This window comes from Bradyrhizobium semiaridum (assembly GCF_020329505.1).
GTDB lineage: Bacteria > Pseudomonadota > Alphaproteobacteria > Rhizobiales > Xanthobacteraceae > Bradyrhizobium > Bradyrhizobium semiaridum.
This window is the reverse complement of the sequence record NZ_JAGKJJ010000020.1, coordinates 59,931-79,881: the sequence shown is the minus strand read 5'-3', so window position 1 is coordinate 79,881 and position 19,951 is coordinate 59,931. Positions and strand designations below refer to the sequence as shown.

Genomic DNA, 19,951 nt, shown 5'->3' with positions numbered 1-19,951 from the left:
ATCAGTCGTCCGACGCGGGGCCGCACCAGCCGGGCAGGTAGACCGCCTCCTTGCTGCGCCCGACCGCAAGCCCTTTCTCCAGCGCCTTGGCGAAGTTGTTCTCCACCATCTTGCGCGGGATGTGGCGGCGCAGGAAGTCCGCCCAGAGAAACTCGCTGAACGGGGTCGTGTCCTTGGCGAAGCCGCCGGCCCGGCGCATCTCGCCGGCCAGGCTGCGGAACGGGTCGTCCTTGAGATCCTTGATCGATTTCGGAATGTCCCTGAAATGGCGGCGCTCGCCCTTGGCGTCGTAGGGGTAGACCCAGCGCTTGTTGTCCATGACGCCCCAGAACACGTCGCGCTCGACCATCGTGAGATCGCCGATCACGGTGACCAGGATGTCCTTGACGCCTTCCTCGTGCAGCGCACGCGCCATGTGATGGTGGTCGACCACGTAGTAGCGATCGTCCGGTCCGTGGACCACCGGGATCATGTGCTTGCCTAGCAGTTCGGCCCGCTTCTTGTCCGACTTGTGCTCGCGCCAGCGCTTCCGTTTCTCCTTCACCTCCTGCATGCCGACGGTCATCTGCGTCGGCCGGAGCGACAGGATCGGGACCGGTTTGACGTAGGGCTCGCGCGTATGGGCCATGATCTCAGCTCCTTTTGACCGGCACTCCGCAGTGAGTTCCACTATGACATGGCGTCTCGGACCGGTGAAAGAGCCCGATCCTGGCCTCCGCGAGTCGTGTTCGCGCAGATGCCGAGACATCTGCCGACGGTCGACATCACTGTTGCTGATCGAAGGCGAAGCATCGCGCATCACGTTTGCAGCGCAAACTGTGCAAGCGCGAAGTCATGTTGCGCCACCGGTGGAGCGCTCGGATATCATGACCACCAGTTCCGCCGGACACGCGAGAGACATGAATACCACCTCTGCGCGCACCAAGATTTTAGATGTGAAGCGCGGCGAACATGCTAAACATGATGTCGAGGCGACCGGACTGACAGCAGTGAAAACCCAGCGGCCAATTTCCACGGATGGCGAGCACGTGGTGCTCAAATTCCGGCCGCGTACCTCGGCGCAGCCGCCCGGCAAGCGCGAGGAACTGGCCCGACCGGTCCCGCCGGCCTCCGTCGCCAACGACCTGTCGCGCTACGAGAAGCCGCGCGAGGAGCCGGACGATTTCCGCCAGCGCATGCTGGCCAACATCGCCGCCTTCGCCTTCACCGTGGCGCTGACCGCGATCGGCATCTGGCTTGCCATGAGCATCGCCGACCTGCGCAAGACCCAGGACTGCGTGCTGATGGGGCGCCGGGATTGCGCGAAGATTACGGTGATGCCGCGCAGCTAGGCTGGCCGGAACCCGTCCCCAAAGACCGCCCAAGCCTTCCCCAACGACTGTCCCGGGACCGCCCCGCCGGACCGGCCAAGCTCCATTGAACTAACGGCCCCGCTCCGATATACGGGCACACGACTCCGGCACCAGAACTAGGGCATTCCGGGGCGAAGCGCCCGCCTCCTCCTGAGCCTACCCGGAATAACCTTCAGTATATCAAAGGCTTAATGATGTCTTCCACATTCGAGCAGATCGCCAACATTATCGCTGAGACGTGCGATATCCCGCGCGACACGATCAAGCCGGAGAGCCACGCTATCGACGATCTGGGGATCGACAGCCTCGACTTTCTCGACATAGCGTTCGCCATCGACAAGGCTTTTGGAATCAAGATGCCGCTCGAGAAGTGGACCCAGGAGGTCAACGACGGCAAGGCGACGACGGAGCAGTACTTCGTGCTGAAGAACCTCGCCGACCGGATTGACGAACTCGTCGCGGCCAAGAACGCGGGCGCGGGCACGGGCTCGTAATCGCCCGCCATGAAGCTCGAAACTTTTCAGCTGATCGATCGGATCGTCGACCTCAATCTCGACGCAAGGACGATTGTGGTCGAGGCGGACGTTCCGCCCGAGTGCCATTCAGTGTTCGCGGGGCATTTTCCGGGCTATCCGATCATGCCCGGCGTGCTGCTCACCGAAGCGATGGCGCAAAGTTCGGGCTGGCTCATCCTCGGCCTCACCAAGTTCGAGCGCATGCCCTTCCTGGCCATGGTCAGGGAAGCCAAGATGCGTGGCTTCGTCCCTCCCGGCTCGCTGCTGACGATCGAGGCGAAGATCGAGCACGAGGGATCGGGCTTCGCGGTGACCTCCGCGAAGGTCCGCGTCGGCAAGGAGCTGAAATGCAATGCCGAGCTGACCTTCCGCCACATCCCTTTCCCCAGCCCGGACTTGCGCGTGCACATGGATGCGATGGCCCACAAGATCGGCTTTCCGCAGCAGGCGCTTTCCGCAGCAGGCAATGAGTAATGGCTGAAAAGGAAGTCTGGATCACCGGCATCGGCCTGCTCTCCTCGCTCGGCGAGGGGCTGGATGCGCATTGGGAGGCGCTGGCCGACAAGCGCGTCAATGCCGACGACAAGCGTCTCGCACCCTACGTGATCCATCCGATCGGCCCGGTCAGCTTCGACGCCCAGATCCCGAAAAAGGGCGACCAGCGCCAGATGGAAACCTGGCAGCGCATCGGCACTTATGCCGCGGGCCTCGCGCTGGATTCCGCCGGGGTCAAAGGCAATCAGGAAATCCTGTCCCGGATGGACATGATCATCGCCGCCGGCGGCGGCGAGCGTGACCTCACCGTCGACATGGCGATCATGAACGCCGATGCGCAGGGCAAGCTGCCGCCTGCCCTGCTCAACGAGAAGCTGATGAACGAGCTGCGTCCGACGCTGTTCCTGGCGCAGCTCTCGAACCTGCTCGCCGGCAACATCGCGATCGTTCACGGCGTGTGCGGGACCTCGCGCACCTTCATGGGCGAGGAAGCCGCGGGCATCGACGCAGCGCGGATCGCGGTCGCGCGCATCGGAGCCGGCCAGAGCGACATCGCCTTGGTCGGCGCCGCCCATAATGGCGATCGCGGCGATCTCCTGATGCTCTACGCGTTCGGCGACTTCGCCCTCAAGAATCAACACAGCTCGATCTGGTCGCGCCGCAACAATCCGGGCTTTGCGATCGGCTCGGCCGGCGCCTTCCTGGTGATGGAGTCGCGCGAGCATGCCGAGGCGCGCGGCGCCAAGCCGTTCGCCAAGCTGACCAAGGTGGTTGCCGATCTTGCGCGGCGCAAGGAGCCGGGCGCGGTGACGAAATCGCTGCAGGCGATGTGGCCCAAGCTCGGCGTCGGTGACGATGCGATCCTGATCACGGGCGCGACCGGCGCCGAACCGGCGACCTCGGAGGAACGCGCGTTCCTGGAGCAACGTCCCGGCCTTGTCGTGCGCGCGCCCGGAACGACCTTCGGCCACACGATGGAGGCGCAGTTTCCGCTCGGGCTGGCGCTCGCGGCGCTGTCGATCTCGCGCGGCAAGCTTTACCCCGGCAACGATCCGGCCGGGTTCGAGGTTGAAAAGCCGGGCGCACCCACCCAGATTGTCGTGATGGGCGTCGGACACTGGCAGGGCGAAGGCATGGCGCTGGTCGAGGCTGCCAAGTAGATCCGACTACGTATCGACGGGGACAGCATGGCAGCAGCACGCGATAAATTCGGCAGGCCGATCGTTGTCGTGACCGGCATGGGCATCGTGACGTCGCTCGGCGCGGGCAAGGCCGATAACTGGAAACGACTGACCGCGGGCGAGTCCGGCATCAAGACCGTAACCCGTTTCCCGATCGATAGCCTGAAGACGACGATGGCCGGCGCGGTGGATTTCGTCACCGTCGATCCCTTCTCCTCGACGAGCCTGTCGCAGCGCCTGGCGGAGATCGCCACCGAGGAAGCGCTCGCCCAGGCCGGCATCGGCAGCAAGGGCGACTTCCCCGGTCCGATGTTCCTGGCGGTCGCTCCGATCGAAACCGAATGGCCGCAGCGCCTCGAAGTCGCGCGTGCCGTGCCGAAGACCGATTTCAACATCATCGACTATCTCGCCACCTGCAGCGAAGGCGGCAGGTTCACTCACTTTCACCGCCGCTTCACCTTCGGCTCCGTCGCGCTGAACCTCGCCGAGACCTTCGGCACCAAGGGCTCGCCGATCTCGCTGTCGACAGCCTGCGCATCCGGCGCGACCGCGATCCAGCTCGGCGTCGAGGCGATCCGCCGTGGCGAGACCGATGCCGCGCTGTGCGTCGCGACCGACGGCTCGGTCAATCCCGAAGCCATGGTGCGCTTCTCGCTGCTGTCGGCGCTCTCCACCCAGAACGATCCGCCCCAGGCCGCCTCAAAACCGTTCTCGAAGAACCGCGACGGTTTCGTGATGGCCGAAGGCGCCGGCGCGCTGGTGCTGGAAAGCTATGATGCCGCGATCGCACGCGGGGCGCGCATCCTCGGCGTCGTCGCCGGCTGCGGCGAGTTGACCGACTCGTTCCACCGCACCCGCTCGGCCCCCGACGGCAAGCCGGCGATCGGCTGCGTGCGCAAGACGCTGGCGGACGCCGGCATGGAGCCGCACCAGATCGACCACATCAACGCCCACGGCACCTCGACGCCGGAAAACGACAAGATGGAGTATCTGGCGACGTCGGCGGTGTTCGGCGAGCACACCGCGAAAATCCCGGTGTCGTCGAACAAGTCGATGGTCGGCCACACCATCTCGGCGGCCGGCGCGGTCGAGGCGATTTTCTCGCTGCTCACGCTCGAGCATCAGCGGATTCCACCGACCATCAACTACGAGGTGCCGGATCCCGCGATCCCGTTCGACGTGGTCGGCAACAAGGCGCGCGATGCCAAGGTGACCGCCGTGATGTCGAACTCGTTCGGTTTTGGCGGGCAGAACGCTTCGCTGATCCTGACGCGCGAACCCGCTTAAGCCGGCGCTTGCGCTCCGCACGATGAAACGCCTGCTCCTTCGCACCAGGGCGCATCTGCGCGACGCCACGAAGCCCGTCGCAGACGCTGCGATCGGCGGGCTGACGATCGGCCTGCTGCGAACGGCGCGCTATTTCGATCCGGACAAGAGCGCGAGGTTCTTCGGGCGCGCCGCGCATTTCGTCGGCCGCAGGCTCCGCGAAGATCGCATCGGGCGCGAGAACCTCAAGGCCGCATTCCCCGAAAAGTCGCCGGAGGAGATCGAGACCATCCTCACCGGGGTCTGGCACAATCTCGGGCGCCTCGGCGCCGAGTTCGCGCATCTCGACCACATCTGGGACCACGATCCCGCGCATCCCGACAGGCCGGGCCGCGTCGAGTTCTCCGGACGCAGCAAGGAGCTGTTCGACCAGTTGCGCGACGACGGCAAGCCGGCGCTGTTCTTTGCCGCGCATCTCGGCAATTGGGAGCTGCCCGCCCTCGCCGCGGTCGCGCATGGCCTCGAGGCCACGATCCTGTTCCGCCGCCCCAACATCGAAGCCGCCGACCGCGCCATCGAACGCATCCGCGCGGTCAAGATGGGCACCCTGGTGCCGGCCGGCCGCGACGCGCCGCTGAAGCTCGCGCAGGCGCTGCAGAACGGCCAGCACGTCGCGATGCTGGTCGATCAGTATTTGACCAACGGCGTTCCCGTCACCTTCTTCGGCCGCAAGACCACGGCCAACCCGTTGCTGGCGCGGCTGCGCCGCCAGGTCGATTGCCCGATCCACGGCACCCGGATCATCCGCCTGCCCGATGGCCGCTTCCGCGGCGAGGTCTCCGAGGAGGTGAAGCCGGTGTTCGACGCATCTGGCGAGATCGACATCCAGGGCACCATGCAGGCGGTCACCGACGTCGTCGAAGGCTGGGTCCGAGAATATCCGGATCAATGGCTCTGGCTGCACCGACGGTGGCGCTGAGCTGAACCGGCACTCTCCACGTCTTGCGAGGAGCGAAGCGACGAAGCAATCGGTTGCTCCGCATATGCGGCCCGGTGGATTGCTTCGCTTCGCGCGCAATGCGGTTGATGCGGCTGGAACGTCGCCCTATTTCCCTGTCTTTACCCGCGTCCACAGCCGGTTGATGATGCGTTGCGTCGCAGGATCGCGTGCCGTGATCACAAACAGCTTCTTCTGCATCGCCTCGTCGGGATAGATGTTCTTGTCGTCGAGGATCTTCGGGTCAATCAGCTTCTGGCTCGCCAGATTGCCGTTGGCGTAGGACAGGAAGTTCGAGTTCTTCGCCGCGACCTCCGGACGATAGAGGTAGTTGATCAGCTCATAGGCCTCCGCGACGTTCTTCGCATCCGCCGGGATCGCGAGATTGTCGAAGAACATCTGCGCGCCCTCCTTCGGGATCGTGTAGCCGATCTCGACGCCGGTCTTGGCCTCGGCCGCCCGGCTGCGCGCCTGCATGATGTCGCCCGACCATCCGACCACGAAGCAGATCTCGCCCGAGGCGAGCGCGCCGAGATATTCGGACGAGTGGAACTTGCGCACATAGGGCCGGATCTTGGCGACGAGATCGGCGGCCTTTTCGAGGTCGGCCTGCTTGGTGGAATTCGGATCGAGGCCGAGATAGCTCAGCGCCGCCGGCAGGATGTCGTCGGCGGAATCCAGCATGTGGATGCCGCAATCCCTGAACTTGGCGAGGTTCTCCGGCTTGAACACCATGTCCCAGCTGTCGATCTTCGCATCCGGCCCGAGAACCTGCTCGGCCTTCTTGACGTTGTAGCCGATCCCGGTGGTGCCCCACATGTAGTTGACGCCGTAGGTGTTGCCGGGGTCGTAGGTGGCGAGCTGGTTCATCACCACCGGCCAGGCATTGGCGAGGTTCGGCAGCCTCGCCTTGTCGAGCTTCAGGAACACCTTCGCGGTGATCTGGCGCTGCAGGAAATAGCCGGTGGGCACCACGACATCGTAGCCCGACTTGCCCGCGAGCAACCGCGTCTCCAGCGTCTCGTTGGCATCGAAGGTGTCGTAGACGACCTTGATGCCGGTCTCCTTGGTGAAGTCCTCGAGGACTCCCGGCGCCACATAGTTCGACCAGTTGTAGAAGTTGACCGTGCGCTCCTCGGCAGACGCGGAAGCCGAGACCAGCAGAACCGCGGCGACCGCACCGATGACGCTGACGAGACGGCGGTTCTGCTTGCCCATTCTGGCTTACCTCCTGCGACGGTGAACGGCGTCCGACAGCCGCTCCAGCGCGGTGTCCAGGGTCGAGTCTTTCTTGGCGAAACAGAAGCGCACCACCGATGTCACCGCATCCTGCTCGTAGAACGCCGACACGGGAATCGCCGCGACCTTGTAGTCCTGCACGATGCGCCAGCAGAATTCCGCATCGGTCTCGTTGAGGCCGAGCGGCGACAGGTCCACCGTGAGAAAGTAGGTGCCCTGCGACTTCAGCACGGGAAAGCCGATGCTCTCCAGCCCTTTGGTCAGGCGGTCGCGGCTGCGCGCCATCTCCATGCGCATGTTGATGAAGTAGTCGTCGGGCTTGTTGAGGCCGTAGGCGACGGCGGCCTGCAAATTGGGCGCGGTCGTGAAGGTGAGGAACTGGTGCACCTTGGCGGCAACGCGCAGCAGCGGCGGCGCGGCGCAGACGAAGCCGATCTTCCAGCCTGTCAGCGAGAAGATCTTGCCGGCGCTGCCGACCTTGATGGTACGATCGCGCATGCCGGGGATGGTGATCAGCGGGATGTGCTCGCGGCCGTCGAAGGTCACGTGCTCCCAGACCTCGTCGCAGATCGCGATGCTGTCGAATTCCTGGCAGAACCGCGCCAGCAACTCGAGGTCCTCGCGCGGATAGACGACTGCCGCCGGGTTGAGCGGGTTGTTGAACAGCACCGCCTTGGTCTTGTGATTGAACGCGCTGCGCAGCATCTCCTCGTTGAGCCGCCAGTGCGGCGGCTCGAGCCGCAACAGGCGCGGGATGCCGCCGGCTTGGCGGATGATCGGCAGATAGGAATCATAGACCGGCTGGAACACGATCACTTCGTCGCCGGGCTCGACCACCGCGAGAATCGCCGAGGTCAGCGCCTCGGTGCCGCCGGAGGTCACCATCACCTCGGTCATCGGATCCAGATCGAGACCGTGCCAGCGGCCGTAATGCGATGCGATCGCCTGACGGAGCTCCGGAATGCCCATCATCGACGGATACTGGTTGTAGCCGTTCACCGAAGCGTCCGCGGCGGCGCGGCGGATGTCCTCCGGGCCAGGATCATCGGGAAAGCCCTGGCCGAGATTGATGGCGTTGTTGTCGCGTGCAGCCTGCGACATCGCCTCGAAGATGGTGACCGGAAGGTCCGCGAAGACCTTGTTCATGGAAGTCATGTCAGGGGTCAGCCGCCGGTCCTGGTGGGCAATCCCGCCTGCTTCCAGCCGATGATGCCGCCGGCCAGATGCTTGTCGTAGGGCAGGCCCGCGGCCTGGGCGGCCAGCGAGGCCGTCACCGAGCGCTTGCCGGAGCGGCAGGCGAACACCACCTGCTTTCCTTTCGGATCGGGAATCGCTGACGGGTCGAAGGTCGACAGCGGCACCACGACGCCATCGGGATAGGCCTCGACGGCGACCTCATTGGGCTCGCGGACGTCGACCAGGAGATAGCGGCCTTCCGCTATGCCCTTCGACACCTCGTCCGGAAACAAATCTTGCACCTTGTGGTCCGCCACGGAAAAATCCTCCCGATATCGATCGGCCAGCATCACGCCCCGCCAGTCCGGCGCGCAAACTCGCCCCTCGCGCGGAGAAAATCAAGCGTCCGAAACGGCTTACCGCCCTGCGCGCAGCAGGACTTTGAGCCTAGATCGTGACCTGCGTGCCGACCTCGACCACCCGCCCCGTCGGGATCTGGAAATAGTCGGTGGCGTCGTTGGAGGAACGGCTCAGCGCGATGAACAGATGGTCCTGCCAGCGCGGCATGCCGGAATGCGCCGCCGGCTTCAGCGCGCGGCGGGACAGGAAGAACGAGGTCGACATGATGTCGAACTGCCAGCCGAGCTTGCGGGCGATCGCGAGCGTCTTCGGCACGTTCGGCTGCTCGACGAAGCCGAACTTCAGCGTCACCTTGGAGAAGGTCTCGCTGAGCTGCTCCATCCGCACCCGCTCGGACGGATCGATCCGCGGCGTCGGCGCGGTCTCGATGGTCAGGATGACGTTCTTCTCGTGCAGCACCTTGTAGTGCTTGAGGCTGTGCATCAGCGCGGTCGGCGCGCTGACGGGATCGCTGGTCAGGAACACGGCGGTGCCGGAGACCCGCTGCGGCGGCCGCTTCTCCAGCATCGCGACGAGATCGGCGAGCGGGAATTCCAGCTTGCGCGACTTCTCGAACAGGAGCCGACTGCCGCGCCGCCAGGTGTACATCACGGCGATCATCGCCCCGCCCATCGCAAGCGGCACCCATCCGCCCTCGAACACCTTGAGCAGGTTCGCGGTCAGGAAGGTGAGATCGAGAAACAGGAACGGCGCGATCAGCGCCGCGGCCGCGAGCGGCGACCACTTCCAGACCCGCCAGATCACCACGAAGCCCATCATCGCGGTTACCACCATGGTGCCGGTCACCGAGATGCCGTAGGCCGAGGCCAGCGCGCTCGACGAGCGGAACATCAGCACCAGAACGATGACAGCGATGAACAGGAAGCGGTTGATGCGCGGCATGTAGATCTGGCCGGAATGCGCTTCCGAGGTGTGGCGGATCTCGAACCGCGGCAACAGGCCGAGCTGAATCGCCTGCCGCGTCAGCGAATAGGCGCCGGTGATGACGGCCTGGCTCGCGATCACGGTCGCGACGGTGGCCAGCGCGACCATCGGAATCAGCGCCCAATCCGGGAACATCAGGAAGAACGGGTTCTCAATCCCCTTCGGATTGCCGATCAGCAGCGCGCCCTGCCCGAGATAGTTCAGCGCCAGCGACGGCAGCACGACGAACAGCCAGGCGGTCTGGATCGGGCGCTTGCCGAAGTGACCGAGATCGGCATAGAGCGCCTCCGCGCCGGTCACCGCAAGGAACACCGCACCGAGCGTGATGAAGCCGATCACGCCGTGATGCAGCATGAACGACACCGCATGGATCGGATTGAGCGCATACAGCACCTCGGGATGCCGCATGATCTGCGGCAGCGCCGCGAGCGCGATCACGGCGAACCACGCACACATCACCGGTCCGAAGAATGCCGCGACATGTGCGGTGCCGCGCGACTGTACCGAGAACAGGATGAGCAGGATCACCACCGTGAGCGGGACGACGTAGGGATCGAAGGTCGCGGTGACCAACTTGATGCCTTCGATCGCCGACAGCACCGAGAGCGCCGGGGTGATGACGGCGTCGCCGTAGAACAGCGCGCCGCTGATGATGCCGAGCAGCACGATCGCGCCGGCCCCCTTGGTGGTCGCGCGCTGCGCCAGTGCCATCAGGGCCAGCGTGCCGCCCTCGCCGTTGTTGTCGGCGCGCAGCAGGATCACGACGTATTTGAGCGTGACCACCACGATCAGCGCCCACAGGATCAGGCTGAGCACGCCCAGCACCGCATGCGTCGTCACCCCGCCTTCCGAGCCGCTGGCCGCGACGATCGCTTCGCGCAGCGCATAGAGCGGGCTGGTGCCGATATCGCCATAGACGACACCGATGCTGCCGAGCATCAGGGCCTTGAAGGTGGCGGTGGAATGCGCTTCGCCATGGCCGTTGGCCGCGGGCGTTTCCGCCGCGGTGATCACGCTCTCTGATGACATGGGAAGCTGCGCCTCTGTCGTCTACCGCACTGCACAATGCCGGGTCGCAGCGCTATACTCCCGGCAGGAATGCATAGGTTAGGCTGGATTCAGGCGCCCGCCATGCATGTCACGCATGGATCACGGTCTCGCCGCTACGGAATCCGGCTGGCCGATCAAATAGTTACCTGGGTACCCACCTCCACGACCCGGCCCGTCGGGATCTGGAAATAGTCGGTGGCGTCGTTGGCGGAGCGGCTCATCGCGATGAACAAATGGTCCTGCCACAGCGGCATGCCAGATTGCGCCGACGGCTTCAGCGAGCGGCGCGACACGAAGAACGAGGTCGCCATGATGTCGAACTGCCAGCCGAGCTTGCGCGCGATCGCCAGCGCCTTCGGCACGTTCGGCGATTCCATATAGCCGAAGCGCAGCCGCACCGCGGTGAACTTGTCGCTGATCTTCTCCATGAACACGCGCTCGGACAGATCGACGCGCGGCGTCGGCGCGGTCTCGATGGTCAGGATCACATTGTGCTCGTGCAGCACCTTGTTGTGCTTGAGATTGTGCAGCAGCGCGGTCGGCACGAAGCTCGGGTCGCTGGTCAGGAACACCGCGGTGCCCTTGACGATATGCGGCGGCCGCTTCTCCAGGCTCTGGATCAAGTCGCGCAGCGGCACCTCGATGCGGCGGGTCTTCGCCACCAGGATCGCGGCACCGCGCCGCCAGGTCCAGATCATCGTCGCGACGACGATGCCGAACAACAGCGGCACCCACGCGCCCTCGAACAGTTTCAGCAGATTGGCGCTGAGGAAGGTCATGTCGATGACCACGAACGGCAGGATCAACGCCGCCGCCGACGCCACGCGCCAGTTCCACAGCTTCCAGATCACGATGAAGCCCATGATGCCGTCGGCAACCATGGTCGTCGACACGGCGATGCCGTAGGCCGAGGCGAGCCCGCTCGAGGTCCGGAACAGCAGCACCAGCAGCAGCACGCCGATCAGCAGCAGCCGGTTGACCCGCGGCAGATAGATCTGGCCGGCGTGGGTCTCCGAGGTGTAGCGGACCTCGAAGCGCGGCAAGAGGCCGAGCTGCACCGCCTGGCTGATCAGCGAATAGGCGCCGGTGATGACAGCTTGGCTCGCGATCACGGTCGCAGCGGTGGCGAGCACGACGAGCGGCAGCAGCAGCACGTCCGGCACCATGCGGTAGAACGAATTCTCGATCGCGCTCGGATCGGACAGCACCAGCGCGCCCTGCCCGAAATAATTCAAGAGCAGTGCCGGCAGGACGAAGAACAGCCAGCCGGACTGGATCGGCTTGCGGCCAAAATGGCCGAGATCGGCGTACAGCGCCTCGCCGCCGGTCACCGCAAGGAACACCGCGCCCAGCGTCACCAGGCCGATGGTGCCGTGCGTCAGCATGAACTGGATCGCGTAATACGGATTGATCGCCGCCAGCACCGACGGATCGTCCATGATGTGCGCGAGGCCCATCACCGCCAGCACCGTGAACCAGACCACCATCACCGGCCCGAAGGCGGAGGCGACGCGGGCGGTGCCGCTGCTCTGCACCGAGAACAGCACGACCAGGATCAGGATCGTCAGCGGCACCACGTAATGCTCGAGATGCGGCGTGGCGAGCTTGAGGCCTTCGACCGCCGACAACACCGAGATCGCCGGCGTGATCATGGAATCGCCGATGAACATCGAAGCGCCGATCACGCCGAGCACCAGGAGCGGCCAGCTGCGCCGGCCAAGCGCGCGCTGGCCGAGGGCCATCAGCGACAGCGTGCCGCCCTCGCCATTATTGTCGGCGCGGAGCAGCAGCAGCACATATTTCGCGGTGACGACGGTGAACAGCGCCCACAGGATCAGGCTGAGCACGCCCAGCACCATGATCCGGGTGACCGGCTGGCCGTGGGCGGCGCCGCCGACCGCCTCGCGGAAGGCGTAAAGCGGCGAGGTCCCGATATCGCCGAACACCACGCCGATGCTGCCGAGAGTCAAGGCCCAGAAGCCGGAGGTGGGTTGTCCTTCCTGAGCTTCGGTGGATGAGACGCTGACAGCCATGGCGAGGTTGGAACGCCCGATCGGTTGATTTGATCCGCGCGGCTATCGACGCTTCCGCCCTGCGTGTCAACTGAGCAACACGGCTAGCTTGACGGTACCATGATAACTCAGACTCAGGGCTTCAGGTCCGGCGGCAGCGGCGGATTTTCCCGCATCAACGTGATGGTCACGCGACGATTGGCCGGCAGCGTCGGATCGTCGGGAAACAGCGGCTGGCCGTCGGCCTTGCCGGAAACCGCGAAAATATGCGAGGCCGGCAACCCTTCCCGCTCCAGGATCTGCCGCACCGCGTTGGCGCGGTCCGCCGACAGGTCGAAGGCGTCGTAATCGCTCCGCGCCGGCACGAAACCTGCGGCAGTATGCCCCACGATCGAGACCCGCAGCGGCGTCGCCTTCAGCGGCGCGGCGAGCTTCTGAATCAGCCGCCGCGTCCGGTCATAGGGCTCCCTGGAGCCGTCGGCGAACATCGAGCGGCCGTCCTGGTCGACGATTTCGAGGTTGAGCCCCTCCTTGGTCTCCTCGAACATGATGTTCTTGGAGATCTCGGTCAGTTCGGGCATGTCCTGCAGCGCCTGGCGCAACGAGGCCGAAGCCAGCGCGAACTCCCGGTCGATCTTCAGCCGCGCGCCGTTGATCTGGCTGCGCTCCTTCTCGTCCGGCGTCGGATTGGCCGAGGAGTCCTCCGGCGAGATGTGCTCGACATTCTTCAGCTTCGGCCGGGTCGGCAGGCCGTCGGATTCGACGATGCCGGAATAGCGCACATTGGTCTGCACGCCGAAGGCATCGCGCATCGAGCCGGCGACGATCTTCAGCTTGTTGTTGTCCATGGTGGAGAACGCGACGAGCATCACGAAGAAGCTCATCATCAGTCCCATCAAATCGGCGAAGGTCACGAACCAGCCGTGACCTCCGGTATGGGCGTCGCCGCGCTTTTTCTTGGCCATTGTCGGGTCTTCTGGCTACGATTCCTGGGAGCGCCGCGCCCGTGCCGTCAGGCCGGCACCGGCTCGCCGTCCTCCTGGCGATGCTTCTCCGGCAGATAGGCCAGCAGCATCTCGCGCACCAGCGCCGGGCTCTTGGAGTCGCGGATCATCAGGATGCCGTCGATGATCAGCGTGCGGTTGGTCTCCTCGTCGAGCAGCTTGCCGTGCAGCTTGTCGGCGATCGGCAGGCAGAACAGGTTGGCGACCAGCGCGCCGTACAGCGTCGCGAGCAGCGCGGTCGCCATAAACGGGCCGAGTTTCGACGGGTCGGTCATGTTGGCGAACATCTGCACCATGCCGATCAGCGTGCCGATCATGCCGAACGCCGGGGCGCAGTCGCCGATCGCGCGGTAGATCTTGCTGCCCTCGTCGAGATGCATCAGGAAATTGTCGCGGTCGCGCTCCATGTTGTCGCGGATAAATTCGAGGTCGTAACCGTCGGCGACATAGCGGATGCCCTTGGCGAGGAACGGCTCGTCGGTCTCGACCTTTTCGAGGCCGACCGGGCCCTGCTTGCGGGCGATCTCGGCGATGCGGGCGAGCTCGTCGACGAGGTCACGGGCCGACAGCCGGCTCATGGTGAAGGCGAATTTGGCGCCGAGCGGCAGGCCATGCAGCATCACGCCGAGCGGAAAGCGGATCATCGTCGCCGCGATCGAGCCGCCGAAGATGATGATCATGGCGTGCTCGGAGATGAACATGTGCAGGTCGCCGCCCATGAACATCATCACCGCGATGACGATGATGCCGAACAGCAGCCCGGCGCCTGTCATGATATCCATGGAAAACTCCAACGCGAACGCAACACCTGCCCGTCCTGGACGGCGCACGGCCCAAGGCGGGCCGCGTTGGAAAACCCTAACGTTAATGCCATTAAGGACGCGTTACCGAATTTGGTAGGGATAACAACGGGTAAACGCGCCCCTTTTCGCGATGTTGTTGAAGATGCTGGCTTTCCGCAGCGGCGGCAGTCACGGAATGCGCAAAACCCCTCCCCGTAGAACAACGGACGTGAGATAGCTTTTGGTTGGGGAAGCGAATGAGCGAGAAGAGCAGGATGAAGGCCGTCGTCGTCGAGCAATATGCGCCCATCGATCAGATCGGACTGAGGGACATCGCAATGCCCGAACCCGTGCCGGGCCAGATCCGGGTCCGGGTGCAGGCCGCGAGCATCGGCTTCGTCGATGGGCTGAAGGTCGAGGGCCGCTACCAGACCAAGGACGAGCTGCCGTTCACGCCCGGCGCGGAGTTCGCCGGCGTGGTCGACGCGGTGGCGGGCGACATCTCCGGCATCGCGCCGGGCATGCGGGTGATGGGCGCCGCGCGCTCCGGCGCGCTTGCCGAATACATCGCCGTGCCTGCGGAGGCCGTCGAGGTCATGCCCGAAGGCCTGTCGATGGAGGCTGCGGCCGCCTTCCGCACCAACTATCTCACCGCGCTCTACGCGCTGGGCGAACGCGGCTCGCTCCGCGCCGGCGAGCAGCTGCTCGTGCTCGGCGGGGCCGGCGGTACCGGCATCGCCGCGATCCAGGTCGGCAAGCTGCTCGGCGCGCGCGTCATCGCCGCGGCTTCGACCGCGGAGAAGCGCGAATTTGCGACAAGCTTCGGCGCCGATGCAGTCGTCGACTACACGAAGTCCGATTGGCGCGACGCGCTGAAGGAAGCGACCGGCGGTCACGGCCCCGACGTGATCTTCGATCCGGTCGGCGGCGAGGTCTCCGTGCAGGCGTTCCGCTCGATCGCCTGGAACGGCCGCCATGTCGTGGTCGGCTTTGCCGCAGGGACCATCCCCGCACTGCCGTTCAACCTGCCGCTACTCAAGGGCGGCCTCCTGACCGGCGTCGACGCCGCCCAGATCGCCCGCCGCGAGCCCGACGCGCAGGCGCGCGTGATGACGCAATTGTCGGCCTGGCTGAACGACGGCCGCCTGGTGCCGGTCGTCGGCAAGGTGTTCGGCTTCGAGGATTTCCGCGCGGCGTTCAAGACCATGCAGACACGTGCGGCGCTGGGCAAGATGGTGGTGCGAATCGGGTAAGGGGCACCGCGCTTGGCTCCCGCCGTCGTCCCGGCGAAGGCGGGGATTGGGGATCGCGCCGCCTGCCAAGCAACGCGGTGTCATCACCCGCGAAAGCGGGTGATCCAATATTCCAGAGACGACAGTGCTTGAGCCGACGGACCGCGCGTGCTGGATCGCCCGGTTAAAACCGGGCGACGACAGTTGTGGGTGGGATACAGCTTCGCGTTCTCGCGATATGCACCGGGCCTCAGCTCTTGCCGCTCGCCGTCTTGTCGAGCGCCGCCCGCAAACCCTTGGCGAGCTTGATCGCGTCATCGTTGGCCCAGAAATGCATGAAGAACAGGCGCGGCTGCTCGTCCAGCATGTGGCTGTGCAGCGCCGTCACCTCGATGCCATGCGTGCGCAAAGCCGTGATCACGGGATTGACCTCGTCGCTGGTCATGACGAAGTCGCCGGTGATGGCGGCCTTGCCCGCGCCGGTTGGCTGGAAATTGATGCCGGTGGCGACGCCCATCGGTCCGACCGGGCTGAGCTGCATCCCGCCCTCCGTGACCGGATCGCGGCGCGGCACGTTGAACTGGTAGACGCCGCCATTGGACTGGCCCTTGGCGCCGATGATCTGGTCGAGCTGCGCGGTGTCGAGATCGACGGCGGGCGGCGCGCCGGCCGGCGCCGCGGCGGTCAGCGGCGTCTTGCTCTCGGCCAGCGCATCGCGGATCGCCGCGGCCAGCTTGAGGGGATCGCCGTGGCCGGCGACGTGCATGTAGAACGTGGCGGGGCTGGCGCGCAGCAGATGGTTGTGCACGGCGGTGATCTCGAGCCCGTTTGCGATCATCTTGGCCATCACCGGGTTGATCTCGGTCTCGAGCAGCACGAGGTCTCCCATCACCATGACGCCGCCATGCGCGGGCTTGAACGCGACCCAGCCGCCGAGCGCCAGTGCCGGCTTGATCGTCACCCCATCCAGCGTCACCGAGAGGTCGGTCCGCGGGAAGCCGTAGCGATGGACGTCGCCGCTGACGGCAGGCTTGCGGCCCAACGTCTCGTCGATCTTTTGCCACGCGATATCCTGCGCGTGGGCGGTCGCGACGAAGGGTTCGGTGAAAACGCGCCAATCGATGTTCTGGGTGTTTGCAGCAGTGGCAAACAGACATGCGCCGATGCCGGCGATCGTTGAGAGTGTACGTCGCATTGAATTGCTCCTTGTTCCCGTATCCGCCGCTATCGCTCGGAGAGTGCGACGATGGTTCTAAAGCCATCGATGTCTTGCACGGAGACCTGAACCTCGTCGCCGAAGCGAACTGCATTGAAGAGCAGAGCGTCTTGAACCTTGAATTGCTGCGTGGCCTTCGACGGCAGCCGGATGGTGATCGAGTCGGTGCCCTGATCGATCGCCTCGACGGTGCCGCGAAGCATCTCGGCGGCCGGTGGACGAGCGGCCACGCCGTCCTGGATCGGGCTCTGCTCTACCGATCTGCGCCCGCCATCGACCGGCGCCGAGACGCCGGTTCCCGGCAGAAACACGACTGCCGAGGCGATCATGACCAGCCTCCACATGCATTTGACTCCATCGTGTTCGTATCGTGTAGACATTTACTTGCTCTCCTTGATCTGACCGTTGCTGTCCATGACGAGCCGCACTTGCCTGCCGTTCTTCGTGGCTTTGGCGATGATCCCCTCAGCCGTCGACTTGATGTCACTGACTTGCGAGTAGCCGGCCGCCTCGATCCTGGCGACGAGTTCCTCCTGGGTCAGGGCAACGGCGGGTGACAGCCAGCCCAGGACGGTCAACGAGGCCGTCAGCAAGACGGCCGTGCACGAGATTGTTGTTCGCATGTTCGCTCTCCTGGTCTTGTCCCCTGCCCCAGGTGAAGCCGTTTCGTGAGGTGATCCGCTAGATGACTCCTGCAAGGTGCATCACGATGCCGGCGATGCAGGACGCGGCGAGGACAACGAGCATCCCGGCATTGAAGCGAAAGATCGCGGTCGCCGCCGCGACCGACAGCATGACGGCCGGCACGTCGATGCTGCCAGGCACCGGCGCGTCGAACGACAGGCCGAAACCGCGCACCGCATAGGTCTGCCGAAACAGCGTATGCAGCGCGAACCAGATCGAGAGATTGAGGATCACGCCGACGACCGCGGCGGTGATGGCTGAGAGCGCACCGGCGAGCGCCTTGTTGCCGCGCAGCGCCTCGATGTAAGGCGCACCGACGAAGATCCACAGGAAGCACGGAGCGAAGGTGACCCAGGTCGCCAGCAGGCCGCCGAGCGTCCCGGCCAGCATCGGCGACAGGCCGCTCGCCTCGCGGAACGCAGCCATGAAGCCCACGAACTGGACCACCATGATCAGCGGACCCGGCGTGGTTTCGGCCATGCCGAGGCCGTCCAGCATCTCGCGCGGGGTCACCCAGTGATAGTAGTCGGCGGCCTGCTGGGCGACATAGGCCAGCACGGCATAGGCGCCGCCGAACGTAACCATCGCCATCTTGCTGAAGAAGATCGCGATCTGGCTGAATACGTCGTTCGAACCCAGCGCGACCAGAACCGCGAACACTGGAATGAGCCAGATCGCAAGCCAGACGGCGGCGACCCGTAGCGCACGCGACGCATTGGGTCGAACATGCTCCGGCACGGACTCGCCGAGCATGCTGTCGATCGCAGCCGAATTCTTTCCGTCGTGCTCGAGCGCTGCGAACTCCGGCCGGCCCATCCGGGCGCCGGCGAAGCCGATCACGGCGGCAGCAATGATGATCAGCGGAAACGGCGCGGCGAAGAAGAAGATCGCGATGAAGGCCATCGCCGCCAATGCGATCATGACCGGGTTGCGCAGCGCGCGCCTGCCGACGCGGACCACCGCCTGGATCACGATGGCCAGCACCGCCGCCTTGAGGCCGAAAAACACCGCCTCGACGAAGCCGACATTGCCGTAGGCGGCGTAGATATAGCTGAGCCCCATGATGGCGAAGATGCCGGGCAGGACGAACAGACCGCCGGCCACGATGCCGCCGGCAGTCCGGTGCAGCAGCCAGCCGATATAGGTCGCAAGCTGCTGCGCCTCGGGTCCGGGCAGCAGCATGCAGTAGTTGAGCGCGTGCAGGAAACGGCCCTCCGAGATCCAGTTCTTCTCCTCGACCAGGATGCGATGCATCACCGCGATCTGACCCGCGGGACCGCCGAAGCTCAGGATCGCCACGCGGATCCAGACCAGCAGCGCCTCGCTGAAGGAGATGCCATGCGCGTTGTCCGGCGCGCCGGCCTTGCGGGTTGCGGCGAGCTCCGTCATGGCTTCACCTTGCTGGTCGGCCAGTTGTGCGTCTGCTTGGTCGCGTCGCGGCACCAGCGGTAGAACGCGTCGTAGAGCAAAAGGCCGGCATTCAGTTGCTCGAGATCGTCGTCGAACATCCGCGACAGGCCGAGCGAGGCGGCAAGCAATCCGGGCGCTTCCGGCGACAGTTCGAGCCGCGCCGTATCGGCGGCGCGCACCATCGTCGCGAGCCGCTCCAGCGCGGGCGTCGACAGCCCGAACTCCTTGACCATCACGTCGAAGGTGCAGAGTTCGCCCCGGTGGCTCCAGAACACGTTCTCGATGTCGAAGGGCACGGCTGCGAAGCGCTCGGCCACCGCCTCGACTTCCGATGGTGCCACGAACAGGAAGACCGCGGCCGGATCGACAAAGCGGCGGATCAGCCACGGACAGGCGATGCGGTCGATCTTCGGGCGTGACCGCGTCACCCAGACCGTACGGCCGTGCCGATCGCGCTCTGGAATCCTGGCCGCGGGGACGGTCGGCAGCTCCGCCTGCGTCCAGCCGAGATGGCCGCCTTCGAGCACCTCCGCCGCGACGTTGGCGCAGCGCAGCCAGGCCGCGGTGCCCTCGCTGAGTTTCTGCCCCTTCTGGCAGATCACGACAACGGATTTGCCGGACATCTGTGAGGCCCAGTCCTGGACCTCGCGGTGCGAGCGCCGCGCGGCGCCCGGGATCAGCCGCGGATCTGCGGCGAAATCCTCATCGAGGCGGACGTCGACCAGCGCAGGCGCGCTGGCGGTGCCGATGAGTCGAAGCAATTTGTCTGATGAGATCGAAGTGTATGACATGCTGCGCCCTTGGTGAGTAAGGACGCGATTCTTGGGCATGTCGCCTCGCGGGGAGATCGCATATCCCCGTAGTCCGAAGTAAAGGCCCGCTCGGCGCGGCTGTCAACCTGCGATCATGAGCTTCGCTCGATCCTGTGCCCTCCCTCCTGATGTTATCACAGGTTATTGTCGGCGGGTTCCGCGCCGCCTACCGTCGTCACTGGCC

20 protein-coding genes are annotated in these 19,951 nt (G+C 65.1%); 7 read left to right on the top strand and 13 right to left on the bottom strand.

Features of this window, described 5'->3' with window-relative positions; all coding sequences use genetic code 11:
* Nucleotide 1: 1 nt before the first annotated feature.
* A complete protein-coding gene (locus tag J6500_RS22075; protein WP_225714800.1) occupies nt 2–628 on the bottom strand; it encodes a ParB-like protein in 627 nt (208 codons plus the stop codon).
* Nucleotides 629–989: 361 nt separating this feature from the next.
* Here J6500_RS22075 and J6500_RS22070 point away from each other — a divergent pair, with 361 nt between their 5' ends.
* The 6 genes from J6500_RS22070 to J6500_RS22045 all read left to right on the top strand — a co-directional run bounded on the left by J6500_RS22070 (nt 990) and on the right by J6500_RS22045 (nt 5,788).
* The gene (locus J6500_RS22070; RefSeq protein WP_225714851.1) at nt 990–1,331 is read left to right on the top strand and encodes a hypothetical protein; all 342 of its coding nucleotides are present in this window, start codon (nt 990–992) and stop codon (nt 1,329–1,331) included.
* 215 nt (nt 1,332–1,546) lie between these two features.
* A complete protein-coding gene (locus J6500_RS22065; protein ID WP_195789506.1) occupies nt 1,547–1,846 on the top strand; it encodes an acyl carrier protein in 300 nt (99 codons plus the stop codon).
* 9 nt (nt 1,847–1,855) lie between these two features.
* Complete coding sequence (locus J6500_RS22060; protein WP_225714799.1) at nt 1,856–2,341, top strand: 3-hydroxyacyl-ACP dehydratase FabZ family protein; 486 nt, start codon at nt 1,856–1,858, stop codon at nt 2,339–2,341.
* Complete coding sequence (locus tag J6500_RS22055; protein WP_225714798.1) at nt 2,341–3,522, top strand: beta-ketoacyl-ACP synthase; 1,182 nt, start codon at nt 2,341–2,343, stop codon at nt 3,520–3,522. Before J6500_RS22060 ends, J6500_RS22055 begins: the two co-directional genes overlap by 1 nt.
* A 27-nt stretch (nt 3,523–3,549) precedes the next feature.
* Nucleotides 3,550–4,830 carry a beta-ketoacyl-ACP synthase gene (locus J6500_RS22050; protein WP_225714797.1) on the top strand — a complete coding sequence of 427 codons (1,281 nt, stop codon included), beginning with the start codon at nt 3,550–3,552 and terminating at the stop codon, nt 4,828–4,830.
* Nucleotides 4,831–4,852: 22 nt separating this feature from the next.
* Complete coding sequence (locus J6500_RS22045; protein ID WP_225714796.1) at nt 4,853–5,788, top strand: lipid A biosynthesis lauroyl acyltransferase; 936 nt, start codon at nt 4,853–4,855, stop codon at nt 5,786–5,788.
* Nucleotides 5,789–5,914: 126 nt separating this feature from the next.
* Here J6500_RS22045 and J6500_RS22040 read toward each other — a convergent pair whose 3' ends face one another.
* The 7 genes from J6500_RS22040 to J6500_RS22010 all read right to left on the bottom strand — a co-directional run bounded on the left by J6500_RS22040 (nt 5,915) and on the right by J6500_RS22010 (nt 14,413).
* A complete protein-coding gene (locus tag J6500_RS22040; RefSeq protein ID WP_225714795.1) occupies nt 5,915–7,024 on the bottom strand; it encodes a polyamine ABC transporter substrate-binding protein in 1,110 nt (369 codons plus the stop codon).
* 6 nt (nt 7,025–7,030) lie between these two features.
* Nucleotides 7,031–8,200 carry an aminotransferase gene (locus J6500_RS22035; RefSeq protein WP_225714794.1) on the bottom strand — a complete coding sequence of 390 codons (1,170 nt, stop codon included), beginning with the start codon at nt 8,198–8,200 and terminating at the stop codon, nt 7,031–7,033.
* Nucleotides 8,201–8,208: 8 nt separating this feature from the next.
* Nucleotides 8,209–8,571, bottom strand: coding sequence for a rhodanese-like domain-containing protein (locus tag J6500_RS22030; RefSeq protein ID WP_225714793.1), 363 nt, complete (start codon nt 8,569–8,571; stop codon nt 8,209–8,211).
* Nucleotides 8,572–8,668: 97 nt separating this feature from the next.
* A complete protein-coding gene (locus J6500_RS22025) occupies nt 8,669–10,594 on the bottom strand; it encodes a potassium transporter Kup (RefSeq protein ID WP_225714792.1) in 1,926 nt (641 codons plus the stop codon).
* A 155-nt stretch (nt 10,595–10,749) separates the two neighbouring features.
* A complete protein-coding gene (locus tag J6500_RS22020; protein ID WP_225714791.1) occupies nt 10,750–12,648 on the bottom strand; it encodes a potassium transporter Kup in 1,899 nt (632 codons plus the stop codon).
* Nucleotides 12,649–12,761: 113 nt separating this feature from the next.
* Nucleotides 12,762–13,592: an OmpA/MotB family protein gene (locus tag J6500_RS22015; protein ID WP_225714790.1), complete on the bottom strand. Its 831-nt coding sequence runs from the start codon at nt 13,590–13,592 to the stop codon at nt 12,762–12,764.
* Between the two features lie 47 nt (nt 13,593–13,639).
* Nucleotides 13,640–14,413, bottom strand: a complete 774-nt coding sequence (locus J6500_RS22010) for a motility protein A (protein WP_225714789.1) — start codon at nt 14,411–14,413, stop codon at nt 13,640–13,642.
* A gap of 275 nt (nt 14,414–14,688) precedes the next feature.
* On the opposite strand from J6500_RS22010, the gene J6500_RS22005 reads away from it, so the two are divergent.
* Nucleotides 14,689–15,666 (top strand): NADPH:quinone oxidoreductase family protein, encoded by a 978-nt coding sequence (locus tag J6500_RS22005; protein WP_225714850.1) that lies wholly within the window; start codon nt 14,689–14,691, stop codon nt 15,664–15,666.
* A 229-nt stretch (nt 15,667–15,895) separates the two neighbouring features.
* On the opposite strand, the gene J6500_RS22000 is transcribed toward J6500_RS22005, so the two are convergent.
* From J6500_RS22000 to J6500_RS21980, 5 genes are read right to left on the bottom strand one after another with little or no spacing between them, the layout of a single operon-like run.
* Nucleotides 15,896–16,840 carry a DUF1259 domain-containing protein gene (locus J6500_RS22000; protein ID WP_225714788.1) on the bottom strand — a complete coding sequence of 315 codons (945 nt, stop codon included), beginning with the start codon at nt 16,838–16,840 and terminating at the stop codon, nt 15,896–15,898.
* 29 nt (nt 16,841–16,869) lie between these two features.
* The gene (locus tag J6500_RS21995) at nt 16,870–17,190 is read right to left on the bottom strand and encodes an ASCH domain-containing protein (protein ID WP_225714787.1); all 321 of its coding nucleotides are present in this window, start codon (nt 17,188–17,190) and stop codon (nt 16,870–16,872) included.
* A 51-nt stretch (nt 17,191–17,241) separates the two neighbouring features.
* Complete coding sequence (locus J6500_RS21990) at nt 17,242–17,484, bottom strand: hypothetical protein (RefSeq protein WP_225714786.1); 243 nt, start codon at nt 17,482–17,484, stop codon at nt 17,242–17,244.
* A gap of 58 nt (nt 17,485–17,542) precedes the next feature.
* Nucleotides 17,543–18,934, bottom strand: coding sequence for a chromate efflux transporter (gene chrA, locus J6500_RS21985; RefSeq protein WP_225714785.1), 1,392 nt, complete (start codon nt 18,932–18,934; stop codon nt 17,543–17,545).
* Nucleotides 18,931–19,746 carry a chromate resistance protein ChrB domain-containing protein gene (locus J6500_RS21980; protein WP_225714784.1) on the bottom strand — a complete coding sequence of 272 codons (816 nt, stop codon included), beginning with the start codon at nt 19,744–19,746 and terminating at the stop codon, nt 18,931–18,933. Before J6500_RS21980 ends, chrA begins: the two co-directional genes overlap by 4 nt.
* Between the last annotated feature and the right edge of the window lie 205 nt (nt 19,747–19,951).